General features: G+C 64.0%; 8 protein-coding genes. 2 read left to right on the forward strand and 6 right to left on the reverse strand.

The features are described 5' to 3' along the window. Together WCE35_RS09330 and WCE35_RS09335 are read right to left on the reverse strand one after the other, a co-directional pair. Positions 1-3029 (reverse strand): efflux RND transporter permease subunit (locus tag WCE35_RS09330; protein ID WP_424593056.1); only part of this gene is annotated, 3029 nt, incomplete at its 3' end. Between the two features lie 3 nt (positions 3030-3032). Further along, entirely contained in the window at positions 3033-4163 is a 1131-nt protein-coding gene (locus tag WCE35_RS09335) for an efflux RND transporter periplasmic adaptor subunit (protein WP_424593057.1), read from the reverse strand. A gap of 169 nt (positions 4164-4332) precedes the next feature. Between WCE35_RS09335 and xth the strand changes: the two genes are divergently transcribed. Further along, the gene (xth, locus tag WCE35_RS09340; RefSeq protein ID WP_424593058.1) at positions 4333-5124 is read left to right on the forward strand and encodes an exodeoxyribonuclease III; all 792 of its coding nucleotides are present in this window, start codon (positions 4333-4335) and stop codon (positions 5122-5124) included. 37 nt (positions 5125-5161) lie between these two features. Here xth and WCE35_RS09345 read toward each other — a convergent pair whose 3' ends face one another. After that, positions 5162-5980, reverse strand: coding sequence for a tetratricopeptide repeat protein (locus WCE35_RS09345; RefSeq protein WP_424593059.1), 819 nt, complete (start codon positions 5978-5980; stop codon positions 5162-5164). Then, positions 5967-7703: a dihydroxy-acid dehydratase gene (gene ilvD, locus WCE35_RS09350; RefSeq protein ID WP_424593063.1), complete on the reverse strand. Its 1737-nt coding sequence runs from the start codon at positions 7701-7703 to the stop codon at positions 5967-5969. The genes WCE35_RS09345 and ilvD overlap by 14 nt, the downstream gene beginning before the upstream one ends. Positions 7704-8913: 1210 nt before the next feature. On the opposite strand from ilvD, the gene WCE35_RS09355 reads away from it, so the two are divergent. Further along, a complete protein-coding gene (locus WCE35_RS09355) occupies positions 8914-11097 on the forward strand; it encodes a transglycosylase SLT domain-containing protein (protein ID WP_424593060.1) in 2184 nt (727 codons plus the stop codon). A 19-nt stretch (positions 11098-11116) separates the two neighbouring features. On the opposite strand, the gene WCE35_RS09360 is transcribed toward WCE35_RS09355, so the two are convergent. Further along, positions 11117-12088: a tripartite tricarboxylate transporter substrate binding protein BugD gene (locus WCE35_RS09360; protein WP_424593061.1), complete on the reverse strand. Its 972-nt coding sequence runs from the start codon at positions 12086-12088 to the stop codon at positions 11117-11119. Between the two features lie 135 nt (positions 12089-12223). After that, positions 12224-12984: threonine synthase (locus WCE35_RS09365; RefSeq protein WP_424593062.1), on the reverse strand; the 761-nt coding region annotated here is incomplete at its 5' end.

The raw sequence follows: 12984 nt of genomic DNA on the forward strand, positions 1-12984 counted from the left end.
ATATAGATCACCGGGGTGATGAACAGCGTCAGCAGTTGCGACACGCAGAGGCCGCCGACCACCGCGATGCCGAGCGGCTGGCGCAATTCGGCGCCGGCGCCGGCGCCGAGCGCGATCGGCAGCGTGCCGAAGATCGCCGCGAACGTCGTCATCATGATCGGGCGGAAGCGCAGCAAGGCCGCCTCGCGGATCGCATGTTCGGCGCTCAGGCCGACGCGGCGCCGCTCCAGCGCGAAGTCCACCATCATGATGGCGTTCTTCTTGACGATGCCGACCAGCATCACGATGCCGATCATCGCGATGACAGACAACTCCATGCCGAACAGCATCAGGGTCAGGATCGCGCCGATGCCGGCCGACGGCAGGCCGGAAATGATTGTGATCGGATGGATGAAGCTCTCGTAGAGGATGCCGAGGATCACGAACGCCGCGAACACGGCGGCGAGGATCAGCACGCCCTGGCCGCGCAAGGAATCCTGGAACACCTGCGCGGTGCCGGAGAATCCGGTGGCGATCGTCGCCGGCAGGCTGGCGTTCTGCTCGATCGCGGTGATCTGGTCGACCGCATGGCCCAGCGAATAGCCGGGCGCGAGGTTGAACGAGATCGTCACCGCCGGCTGCTGGCCCTGGTGGTTGATCTGCAGCGGCCCGACCGACGGCACCAGCTTCGCAACCGCCGCCAGCGGAATGGTCTGGTTGTTCGCGGTCTTCATGTAGAGCTTGGAAAGGTCGGACGGATCGACGCGGAACCGCGGCTGCACTTCCAGAATGATCTGGTAGTCGTTGGACGGCATGTAGATAGTACCGACCTGGCGCGCCCCATAGGCGTTGTAAAGCTGGTTGCGGACCTGATCGACGGTAATGCCGTAGACCGCGGCCTTTTCGCGGTCGATGTCGACGGTCATCTGCGGATTCTTGATGTAGAGGTCGGTGGTGACGTCGAGCAGGCCCGGCACCTTCTCGATCCGCTCGCGCATCTCAGGCGCCAGCCGATACAGCGACTCGGTATCGCCGCTCTGCATCACGTACTGATACTGGCTCTTGGAAATCCGGCCGCCGATATTGAGGTTCTGGATGCTCTGGAAGAACGCCTGCATGCCGGGAATCTGGCGGGCCTTCATGCGCAGTCGTCCGACTACGACACCGATATTGTCGCGCGTCTTCTGCGGTTTCAAGGCAATGAAGAGACGGCCGTAATTCGCGGTCGTGTTGGGGCCGCCCGCACCAACCGTGGAGTTGATGTAGTCGATCGCCGGATCGGACTTCAGCACGTCTACCAGCGCCTGCTGCCGCGTCTTCATGGCCTCGAAAGAGGTGTCGGTGGCGGCTTCGGTGACGCCGATCAGGAAGCCCGTGTCCTCCTGCGGGAAGAAGCCCTTTGGCACGATCATATAAAGGTAAATGGTGCCGCCAAGCGTCGCCAGCGTGACGATCAGCATCAGCGCTTTCTTCGCCAGCACCCGGTCGAGCGCCCATTCATAGGCGCGCAGCCATGACTCGAACATCGCCTCGAAGACCCGAAGCACGACGTTGGCCTTCCGGGTCCGGTCATGCGCCGGCAGCACGCGCGCGCACAGCATCGGCGTCAGCGTCAGCGACACGAAGCCGGACACCACGATTGCGACCGAAACCGTCACCGCGAATTCGCGGAACACGCGGCCGACGATGCCGCCCATCAGCAGCACCGGAATGAACACCGCGATCAGCGAGAACGTGATCGAGATGATGGTGAAGCCGATCTCGCGCGCGCCCTTCAGCGCCGCCTCATAGGGACGCATGCCGTGCTCGATGTGGCGGACGATATTCTCCAGCATGACGATGGCGTCGTCGACCACGAAGCCGACCGACAGCGTCAGTGCCAGCAGCGTCATGTTGTTGATGGAATAATCCAGCGCATACATGACGGCGCAGGTGCCAAACAGCGAGATCGGCACCGCCAGCGCCGGAATGAAGGTGGCGGACGCCGAGCGCAGGAACAGGAAAATCACCAGGATGACCAGCGCGACGGCGATCAGCAGGGTTTCCTCGACGTCGGCCACCGCCTGACGGATCGAAATCGAGCGATCCATCAGGACGTTGATCGAAACCGATGGCGGGATCTGCGCGCGCAAGGCCGGTAATTTTGCCAGGATGAAGTCGACCACGGCCACCGTGTTGGCGTCGGGCTGCTTCTGAATGCCGAGCACGATCGAGCGATCGCCGTTGAGCCAGCTCGCGATCTTGTCGTTCTCGACGCTGTCGTAGATCCTCGCGACTTCGTCAAGCTTGACCGGCGAACCGTTCCTGTACGCCACCACCACCTGGCGGTAGTCGATCGCCTTGTCCATCTGGCCGGAGGCCTGCAGCGCGACGTCCTGCTTCGGCCCGTTGAGCGTGCCGACCGGCGTGGACGAATTGGCGCGCGCAACCGCGGTGCGGATATCTTCCAGCGACAGCCCTCGCGCCGCTGCCGCTTCCGGATCGGCCTGAACGCGAATGGCGAATTTCTGTGCGCCGTAGATGCTGACCTGCGCAACGCCCGGGATTTGCGACAGCGCCTGACCGATCGTGATGTCGCCATATTCGTTCACGGCCGACAGCGGCAGCGTCGAGGAGCCGAGCACGACGAACAGCACCGGAAAATCGGCCGGATTCACTTTGCGGAAACTCGGCGGCGTCGTCATCTCGATCGGCAGCCGGCGCTGCGCGATGGTCAACGCGGTCTGCACGTCGAGCGCGGCGGCATCGATGCTGCGGTTGAGGTCGAACTGGATGGTGATGACGCTGGTGCCCTGCGAGGAATTCGACGACATCGAGGAGATGCCGGCGATGGTCGAAAGCTGCCGTTCGATGATCCCGGCGACCGAGGCCGCCATGGTGTCCGCGCTCGCGCCCGGCAGGGTCGCGGTCACCGCAATGGTCGGGAAGTCGACCCGGGGCAGCGCCGAGACCGGCAGCAGGCGGAAGCCGAATACGCCGAACGCGATGATGGACGCCGTGATCAGCGTCGTCATCACAGGCCGGCGGATACAGAGCTCGGAAAGCGTCATCGGTCAGGCCCCGGCCTTGCGAGGGCGCGGCTCGATCCGCGATCCATCCGACAACAGCAACTGGCCGTCGACGACGACATCCTCGCCGCCGGAAAGCCCCTCCGAAATCACGGAGGTACCCTGGAAGGTGCGATCGACATTGACCGGCTGAACCCTGGATACGCCGTCCTTGACGACGAACACATAGTTGCCGTTCTGGCTGCGCTGGACCGCCACCGTCGGCACCACGACGGAATCCTCGCTGCGGATCGTCAGCCTGGTGGCGACCAGAATTCCCGGCCACAGCGTTTCGCTTGCATTGTTCATGACGCCGCGCACGGTGATCATGCCGGTGGTGGAATCCACCGCGTTTTCGACCATCGCGACCTTGCCATCCTCGGACCGCTGGTGGCCGGGGATCGTCGCGCTCACTTTGGAATCGCCCTTCGCCATGGCATCGCGCAGTTCGGCCAGCACCCGCTGCGGAATGGCGAACGTCACATAGACCGGCGCCATCTGGTTGATGACGGCGAGCGGCGCGGTGTCGGCTGGGCGCACGAAATTGCCGACCTTCACATTGGCCGCGCCAATCCGCCCCGAGAACGGCGCGCGGATCGTGGTGTAGCTCTTCTGGACCTTCAGATTGTCGAGCGCCGATTGATCGGCCTTGATGGTGCCGACCAGGATATCGGACTGGGTCCTGGCATTGTCGACATTGACCTGGGTGGTGGCGCCCTTGGCGACCAGATCGGTAAAGCGCCTGAGGTCGCGCTGCGCGCCCTCGAGTTGCGCCTGATCCCTGGCGAGCACGCCTTCGGCCTGCTCGATCTGGGCGTCGATCTGGCGCGAATCGAGCGTGAACAGGAGGTCGCCTTCGCTGACCCTGGCTCCGTCTTCGAAATGAACCGAGACAATGGTGGTCTCAAGCCGCGATTTCAGCGCCACGCTGGAAATCGGCGTCACCGTCCCGATCGAATCGACATCGACGGGCACGGTCTTGCGTTCGGCCTTGGCCAGTTCGACCGAGACCAGGCGTGGCCGCTGCGGTCCCTGCGCGCCGGCGCCGCCACCGATCCACGACGACCGGGTCACGAAGGCAGCGACGGCCACCATGCCGAGGGCACCAGCAATGAAAATCAGATTGCGTTTTTTCATCTCTCTTTCACGTTCGCCCGCCGCAACGGCGGGACGACCTGTTCCTGCCCTTGTTCCTGCCGCTTGACGGCTAGTTTTACGCCTTGTTTCTAAACGGTTACCACAGCCTCTCGGCTCATGGTATGCCACAACACGCGAAAATGTGTGGTCACGAATCCGGGTTAATTTGATGCGTATTGCGACGTGGAACGTCAATTCGGTCCGGCAGCGGCTGGACCATCTGCTTTCCTGGCTCGGGGAATGCCAGCCCGACATCGTCTGCCTGCAGGAGATCAAATGCGTCGATGACGCGTTCCCGCGACTGGAGATCGAGGCGCTCGGCTACAACGTCGTCACCCACGGCCAGAAGACCTTTAACGGCGTCGCGCTGCTGTCGAAGCTGCCGTTCGACGAAACCAAATCGGGTCTTGCCGGCGACGACGAGGACGCCCATGCCCGCTTCCTCGAGGGCGTGGTGACGTTAAAGCACGGCGTGCTGCGGATCGCATGCCTTTACCTGCCCAATGGCAACCCGCCGGACACGGATAAATATCCCTACAAGCTCAAATGGATGTCGCGACTTCTTGAGTATTCGAGGGAACGGCTCAGGACGGAGGAACCGCTGGTGCTTGCGGGCGACTTCAACGTCATTCCCGCCGCGCCAGACGTCTATAATCCCGCCGCCTGGGTCGACGATGCCTTGTTCCGGCCGGCAACCCGCGAGGCCTTTCAGTCGTTGCTGGGCCTTGGGCTGACCGATGCGCTGCGCGCCGTCACCGACGCGCCCGGCCAATACACCTTCTGGGACTATCAGGCCGGCGCCTGGCAGAAAAACTGGGGCTTGCGGATCGACCATTTGCTGCTGTCACCACAGGCGAGCGACCGCCTGATCGATGTCGGCGTGGACAGTTACGTGCGCGCCTGGGAGAAGCCATCAGACCATGTGCCGGTGTGGGCCGACCTGGATCTCGAGACGGCGTGACCTTGTCGCTCTCCGCCGTGCGGCGCAGGCGGCAAAATCAATTCTTGCGGCCCTGCACCCAGTGCTCGAGCATCTGCAGCGCCATGGCGCGGTCGTCATCGGATGCTTTCGCGATCGCCCGGTTGTAGCTCTCCTTGATCCAGGTCTCGTCCGGCGCGGCGCCGTCGCGCGCCAAGGTCAACAACATCAGGCCGCGGGCGCGCTGAGGCGGCAGCCGGTCGCCGTTGAACAGCATCTGGCCGAGCAGCGCCTGCGCCTGATGCTGGCCCTTTTGCGCGGCAAGGCCGAGCCAGCGCGCTCCATAGCGGAAATCTTCCCGCGAGGCGTCGGGGGTTTTCAGATACAGCCGCGCCAGATCGTATTGCGCGTCGGCGTTGCCGAAATAGGACGCGGCGTAGGAGAACATCTCCCTCGCCCGCTCGATGTCGGGCTTGATCTTGGAATTGGGAATGCCGTTCAGGTAGTAGCGCCCGAGCGCCACGAAAGCGTTGGCAACGATCGCCGCCTGCGGTGCCGACGGGCTGTCCTCGGCATGGGTACTGGTGATGCGGTTGAAATATTCAAAGGCGCGCACATCGTCCTGGGTGACGCCGTCACCGTCGGCATACATCCGGCCGAGCTTCCACTGCGCGACCGGGTGGCCGCCGTCGGCGGCATATTGCAGCGAGGTCAGCGAGGGCGGGGCTGCCGCGGTCGCGGGCACCGGCGCTGGCGTCTTCTTCAGGGTACCCGCGGCGCCGGGCTGAGAAATAACGATATCCTGCTTTGCCGGGGCTCCGTCGAAAGCGAATCCGGGGCTAGCCACCGGAATGGCCCCCAGGAACAACGCAAGAATGATACGCTCAGACGTCCGCATAACACTGTTTCTCGTGCGCCCCACCCGGATGGGTTACCGCGCCATCCACCGCCGGCCCGACCTGTTGGGCATATTTCCACAGCGCACCCGACGTGTGGTTAGTCTCTCGGGGCCGCCATTTGGTCTTGCGTTCGGCGAGTTCGGCGTCAGTCAATTTTACGTTAAGAGTGCCGGTTTCGGCGTCGATCTCGATGATATCGCCGTCTCGCAACAGTGCGATCGGCCCCCCCACGGCGGCTTCCGGCCCGACATGGCCGATGCAGAAGCCGCGGGTCGCGCCTGAGAACCGGCCGTCGGTGATGAGGGCGATCTTGCCGCCCATGCCCTGCCCGGTCAGCGCCGCCGTGGTGGACAGCATTTCCCGCATGCCGGGGCCGCCGCGCGGCCCCTCATAGCGGATCACGATGACCTCGCCTTCCCGGTAGGTCTTCTTCTGGACGGACTCGAAGGCATCCTCTTCGCGATCGAAGCAGCGGGCCGGACCGGTGAATTTCAAGTTCGACATACCCGCGACCTTCACGATCGCGCCTTCTGGCGCGAGATTGCCCTTCAGGCCGACCACACCGCCGGTGACGGTGATCGGCTTGTCGGCAGGCCGCACCACATCCTGGTGCGGATTCCATTTCACGCTTCTGAGGTTTTCGGCGATCGTCCGGCCCGTGACGGTCAAGCAATCCCCGTGCAGGTGGCCATTATCGAGCAGCGTCTTCATCAGCAGCGGAATGCCGCCAGCCTCAAACATGTCTTTGGCGACATAGCGGCCACCCGGTTTCAAATCCGCGACATACGGAGTCTTTTTGAAGATTTCGGCCACGTCGAACAGGCTGAACTTGATGCCGCACTCATGGGCAATCGCCGGCAGGTGCAACGCAGCATTGGTCGAGCCGCCGGAGGCCGCCACCACGGCCGCCGCGTTTTCGAGCGCGCGGCGGGTCACGATGTCGCGCGGCCGAATGTTGTTGGCGATCAGCTCCATGACCTTCTCGCCGGCGGTGGTACAGAAGGCGTCGCGGATTTCGTAAGGCGCAGGCGCGCCGGCCGAGTACGGCAGCGCCAGCCCGATTGCCTCCGATACCGTCGCCATGGTGTTGGCGGTGAACTGGGCGCCGCAGGCGCCGGCCGAGGGGCATGCCACCCGCTCGATTTCGTCGAGGTCGGCATCCGACATTTCGCCGACCGAGTGCTTGCCGACCGCCTCGAACATGTCCTGCACCGTGACCTGCTGGCCACGGAAATTGCCGGGCAGGATCGAGCCGCCATAGATGAAGATCGAGGGCACGTTGAGCCGAACCATCGCCATCATCATGCCGGGCAGCGACTTGTCGCAGCCGGCGAGCCCGACCAGCGCGTCATAGGCATGGCCGCGGACGGTCAGCTCGACCGAGTCGGCGATGCATTCGCGCGACGGCAGCGACGAGCGCATGCCGTCATGGCCCATGGCGATGCCGTCGGTCACGGTGATGGTGCAGAATTCACGCGGCGTGCCGCCGGCGGAGGCGACGCCCTTCTTCACTGCCTGCGCCTGACGCATCAGCGAGATATTGCAGGGGGCGGCCTCATTCCAGCACGACGCCACGCCGACGAACGGCTGGTGGATCTGATGGGTGGTAAGGCCCATGGCGTAGAGATACGAGCGATGCGGGGCGCGTTCGGGACCTTCCGTCACGTGACGGCTGGGCAGCCTGTTCTTGATATTAGTCTTGGTATTGGTCTTGGCGTCCATTGCGAACCCGTTTTCTCCGGCCATCTCGTCGTCGACGTGTCGACTTGTCGAACCGGAAAATCACCCGATCTCCCTTCGCCTCCGCGAGCGTCGCGGCGCTAAGGCCTTGCGAAGTATGATGTCATAGAGGGGTGTGGCAAAAAAGCGGCGTAGGCAAGAACTGCCTAGTGGCACGATGAAATCGTGGACAAGTGTTGTATCCAGGCAACAATCGTTGCGCTAATGCCACCATTATTAATGCTTATGCAAAAAACCGTATAAGTACGGGAGTTTGCATTCAAAAGGGTGTGAGGCCCGCGGCGCATGGCGCCTGAGGTTTGGATCGAATTGACCCTCTCCAGAACGGAAGGACGCAGGGAAAGCCGGGTGGGCCGACTTAATCTCCACAGGCCAAGCATCAGCAACGGATGCCAGAACCACACGACTTTCTCCGTACGCAGCGACCTCTGCCAAACGCCTCGACAGGCCATGTGCCGCCTGCCGAACTCTTGGCGAAGGCGTTGAAGCGTCGTTCGTCCGCGCCAGCATCGTTCGCTCACGGACCAAAGCCCGCCCTGCGATTGCCGATCGCGCCCGACGCTGCCGCGTCCACCGCATCCCATCCCGCGTTCGTGACGATCGCGACCCGCCCCTCTTCTCGGGTGAGACGGGACGAGCTTGTAGAGATGATTTGTCCGACGGGTGAAGCGGATTATTTTTGGAGCGAGTCCGCTGTGGCGAGCCGGTGCAACTTCAATTGTCGGGATTTTTTGCCTGCAATCGCGCCAAAGAGCCCGTTGTTGGGCAGGGCCATGGGCGTTTTACAAATTTCGTGATGATGGAATGGTGCCGTTGATTTGCCCGACGTGTCAAAATGTTTTCGCGGGTCAAGCATCCATGCCGGCGCCCCCTATTACTTTGCATGGGGTTGTTTTCGATATTTTGGTTGGGAGCACGAACTGCGTCGGCCTTGCGGCTGGGAAGCGTGGCTTGCCGAGCCGTAGCTTGCGTGCAGCGCGGCCCGCCTTCGCCCTTTGGCTCCGGCGCGGCACCGCGAGCCGATGTGGCGCGCAGCCGCACAGGCGCTCCGGGTTCCAACCGCCTCTGCGTTTTTCGCGCGCTGTTGCGCTGATGCGACAGTTGCGAGTCGGCGTTGTGCTACCGTTTCGACAGCTCAGGCCGCACGCATCGTGCGATCCCTTGGTTTGTGCCTTCGCAGGAGGACCATGGAATGAAGCGGTGCTTAGGTTCGCTGTCTTGTCTCCTCACCGTGACTGTGCTCGCCCTGTTCGCGACGGATGCAACCGCGCGGCCCAACCATAAGCCACAACAGGCCCGGAAAACGTCCGAAGCGAAGCAGGCTCGCCACCATCGCAACGCTGCGCTTGGACATCGGCACGCAAGGCATGCCGACGCACCGCGCGGGTCAAAGCGGACAAAGGATGCGCCTCCTCGCAAGGAGGCCACAGCTCCGCTCTCGGGCGATCTTGCGCTGGTGAAGGAAGCCATCGATCTCGCGCGCAAAGCAAAGACCGACGAGGCAACCGCCACGCGGAACGGGATCGCCGACCCGGCGGGCCGGAAACTCGTCGAATGGTTCATCCTGCGCAATTCGGAGACAACGGCGAGTTTCAGCCGCTATGCGGCGTTCATCGCCGCCAACCCGGAATGGCCGAGCACGGCGTCGCTGCGCCGGCGGGCGGAGGCGCGGCTGTGGCAGGAGCGCAGCGATGCGGCCACGGTTCGCGGCTTCACCGGCGGCCAGCCGGTGAGCGCCAGGGGCAAATTCGCGCTCGCGCGGGTGCTGCTCACGGATGGCGATCGCGAGCGCGCAGGTCGGCTGGCGCGCGACGCGTGGCGGGCGGACGAATTGTCGGAGCGCACGGAAACCGAGGCGTACGAGACGTTCCGCGACCTTCTTGCCCGCGAGGACCACCGTGCGCGCATGGACAAGCGCATCGGCGCCAAGGATCTCGCGGGCGCCAGGCGCGCCGCGCAGCATTTGGGCGGCGACGAGCTTGCGATCGTGAAGGCCTGTGCCGCGGTCAGGGGAAAAGCGAACAAGGCGCTCGGCGCGCTCGACGATGTCGCGATCGAGGCGCGGCGGGATCTCGGCTACACGCTTTGCCGAATCCAGTGGATGCTCGCCCAGAACAAGATTGACGACGCGGCCCGCCTGATGCTGGCCGCCTCTCCCGAGACCATGGCGCAGCAGGACACCGATCAATGGTGGCGCGAGCGGCGCACGCTCGCACGCAAGCTGCTCGATCAAGGCAAGTACCAGACCGCCTACCAGGTCGTCCGTCCCGCCGCGCTGCCGGCCGGCGAATACTACCGGGCCGATTTCCATTTCATGTGCGGCTGGATCGCCTTGCGCTACCTTGATGATCCCGCCACCGCACTAGCGCATTTCGCCCACATCGACGACGGCTCGGCCAATCCGATCGTGCTGGCGCGAGCAAACTACTGGCGGGGGCGCGCCGCCGAAGCCCTCGGCGAGAAGGATGCAATGCGCACCAGCTTTGAAGCGGCCGCGCGCCACCCGACCGCCTACTACGGACAGCTCGCGCGCGCCAAGCTTGGCCGTGACCAGATCGAGCTGCGCGCGCCCTCGCCTGCCCTTGCCGCCGACGGTGCCGCGCCGGCCGACGAACGCGTGCGCGCCGCCGATATGCTCTACGAAATCGGCGAGCGCGACCTTGTGCTGTATTTTGTCGCCGATCTCGCCGAACAGAGCCGAGACGTCGCTGTGCTCGAAGCGCTCGGCGAGCTCACCGGCCGGCGCAACGATGCACGCGCAATGCTGCAGGTCGGAAAACCCTCGCTCGCCCGCGGGCTGGCGCTCGACCATTACGCGTTCCCGACGATCGGGATTCCCAGGCACAGCCCGGTCGGTCCCGAAATCGAGCGCAGCATCATCTATTCGGTGGCGCGTACCGAAAGCGCGTTCGACCAGCGCGACAAGTCTGCGGCAAATGCCGTGGGTCTGATGCAGGTGACCCCGGACGCCGGGCGCGATACCGCCAAGCGCTTCGGCGTCAGCTATGACTGGGACCGGATGGTTTCCGATCCCGTCTACAACACGCAGATGGGTGCTGCCGAACTCAGCGCGCTGCTGTCGGAATACAAGGGCTGTCACATCATGACCTTTGCCGGCTACAATGCCGGCCGGGGCCGTGTCCGGGACTGGATCAAGGCGTATGGTGATCCCCGCGATCCCAAGGTCGACCCGGTCGACTGGGTCGAGCGCATCCCGCTTTCCGAAACGCGAAACTACGTGCAGCGCGTGATGGAGAATTTGCCGGTCTACCGCGTCCGCTTCGGCAGCGGCACCGCGGTGGCGTCGAAGACCAACCAGCCCGTCGTCACGCAGGAGACCAACGCGGCGCCGCCGCCGACGTCTCCCATGAAGTGACGGCCGGCAGACGCACGCTTCAGTCGACCTTGACATTGGCGGCCTTGATCATCGGCCACCATTTTGCAATTTCCGCCTTCTGCCGGGCGCCGAGCGCCGCCGGCGAAAGCTGGTCCTTCGCCGGCATCTGCAGGCCCAGATTTTCGAGCTGCTGGCGCACCGCCGGATCGTTCAAGGCCTCGACCGTCGCGGCGTTGAGCCTGGCGACGATTTCCTTCGGCGTATCCTTCGGCACCCACAGGCCCGACCATAGCGTCATGTGGAATCCGGGCAGGCCCGCTTCGTCCGTGGTCGGAATGTCCGGCGCGGATGCGACGCGCTTGGCGTCGGTCACCGCATAAGCGCGGATATTTCCGGCGCGCACCTGGCTGATCGAGTTCGAAGTCTGGTCGACGATCATGTCGATCTGGCCGGCCACGAGATCGTTCATCGCCGGCGCCGTGCCGCGATACGGCACATATTGCAGCTTGATGCCGGTGATGTTCTCGAAATAGAGCCCGGCGATGTGACTGCCGGAACCGGCGCCCGCGGTGCCCGCGGTCGGCGGCGTCGGCCGCGCCTTCAACCATTCCAAAAACTCCTTCAGCGATTTCGCGGGCACCGCGTTCTTGCTGACGATGATCATGGGATTGCTCGGCAGCAGCACCACCGGCTCGAGATCGGCGAGCAGATCGTAGCCGAGCTTGTAGATCGCGCCATTGGCGACGTGGGTGCCGAGATGACCGAAGCTGATGGTGTAGCCATCGGGGGCTGAGCGCACCGCGCGGCCGACGCCGACCGAACCGCCCGCCCCCGTCACGTTCTCGATCAGGATCGCCTCGCCGAGCGTGAGCTTCATGCGCTCGGCGAGAATTCGCGCCATCACGTCAGACGGGCCGCCGGCTGAGAACGGCACGATGATGGTGAGGGGACGCGAGGGATAATTCTCCGTGAGTGCGGTGCTGCCCGAGGCAAGCATCGCGATCAACGCGGCCAGAATTGTTTTACGCATCATACCCTCTCCCCAAACATCCGACGGCCGTCATTGCGAGGAGCACTTGCGACGAAGCAATCCATATTTCCGATGCCGCTCCATGGATTGCTTCGCTTCGCTCGCAATGACGGGCCTAGAGCTCGCAATGACAGCTTACAGTTTGGCATAGTCGATCGGCTGATGGCGATCGAGCGTGCGCGTCACCGGCGGCAGTGGATATTTAAGCCCGGTCGCGCAATTGAACAGCATCACGCGGTCATTTTTCGTCACGCGGCCATCGGCAAGGCTTTGCCGGTAGGCGGCATAGGTCGCGGCCCCTTCCGGGCACAGCAGCAGGCCTTCCTCGCGCGCGACTTCATTGAGCGCCGCGGAAATCTTCTCGTCCGGCACCGCGATCGCAAAACCCTTGCTCTCGCGCACCGCGCGCAGGATCAGAAAATCCCCGATCGCCTGCGGCACGCGAATGCCCGACGCGATGGTGTGGGCGTCTTCCCAGCGCGGCGCGTGCTCGGTGCCGGCCTCGAAGGCGCGCACCATCGGCGCGCAGCCTGACGCCTGCACCGCGACCATGCGCGGCCGCTCCGAGCCGATGAAGCCGATCGCCTCGAGTTCGGCGAAGGCCTTCCACATCCCGATCAGGCCGGTGCCGCCGCCGGTCGGATAGAAGATCAGGTCGGGCACCTCCCAGCCGAGCTGTTCGGCGAGTTCCAGCCCCATCGTCTTCTTGCCCTCGATCCGGTAAGGCTCCTTCAATGTCGAGGTATCGAACCAGCCGGCCCTGGCCTTGCCCTCGCCGACGATCCTGCCGCAATCGTCGATCAGCCCGTTGACCCGGTAGACGGTGGCGCCCTGCAGCTCGATCTCGCTGACATTCACTTCCGGCGTGTCGGCCGGGCAGAAGATCGTGGTCTTGA

This window comes from Bradyrhizobium sp., from assembly GCF_049691595.1.
GTDB lineage: Bacteria > Pseudomonadota > Alphaproteobacteria > Rhizobiales > Xanthobacteraceae > Bradyrhizobium.

Bases quoted from the DNA above. Each gene is read 5' to 3' on its own strand.
- WCE35_RS09345 (WP_424593059.1), bottom strand. From the start codon at position 5,980: ATGCGGACGTCTGAGCGTATCATTCTTGCGTTGTTCCTGGGGGCCATT.
- WCE35_RS09355 (WP_424593060.1), top strand. From the start codon at position 8,914: ATGAAGCGGTGCTTAGGTTCGCTGTCTTGTCTCCTCACCGTGACTGTG.
- xth (WP_424593058.1), top strand. From the start codon at position 4,333: ATGCGTATTGCGACGTGGAACGTCAATTCGGTCCGGCAGCGGCTGGAC.
- ilvD (WP_424593063.1), bottom strand. From the start codon at position 7,703: ATGGACGCCAAGACCAATACCAAGACTAATATCAAGAACAGGCTGCCC.
- WCE35_RS09360 (WP_424593061.1), bottom strand. From the start codon at position 12,088: ATGCGTAAAACAATTCTGGCCGCGTTGATCGCGATGCTTGCCTCGGGC.
- WCE35_RS09335 (WP_424593057.1), bottom strand. From the start codon at position 4,163: ATGAAAAAACGCAATCTGATTTTCATTGCTGGTGCCCTCGGCATGGTG.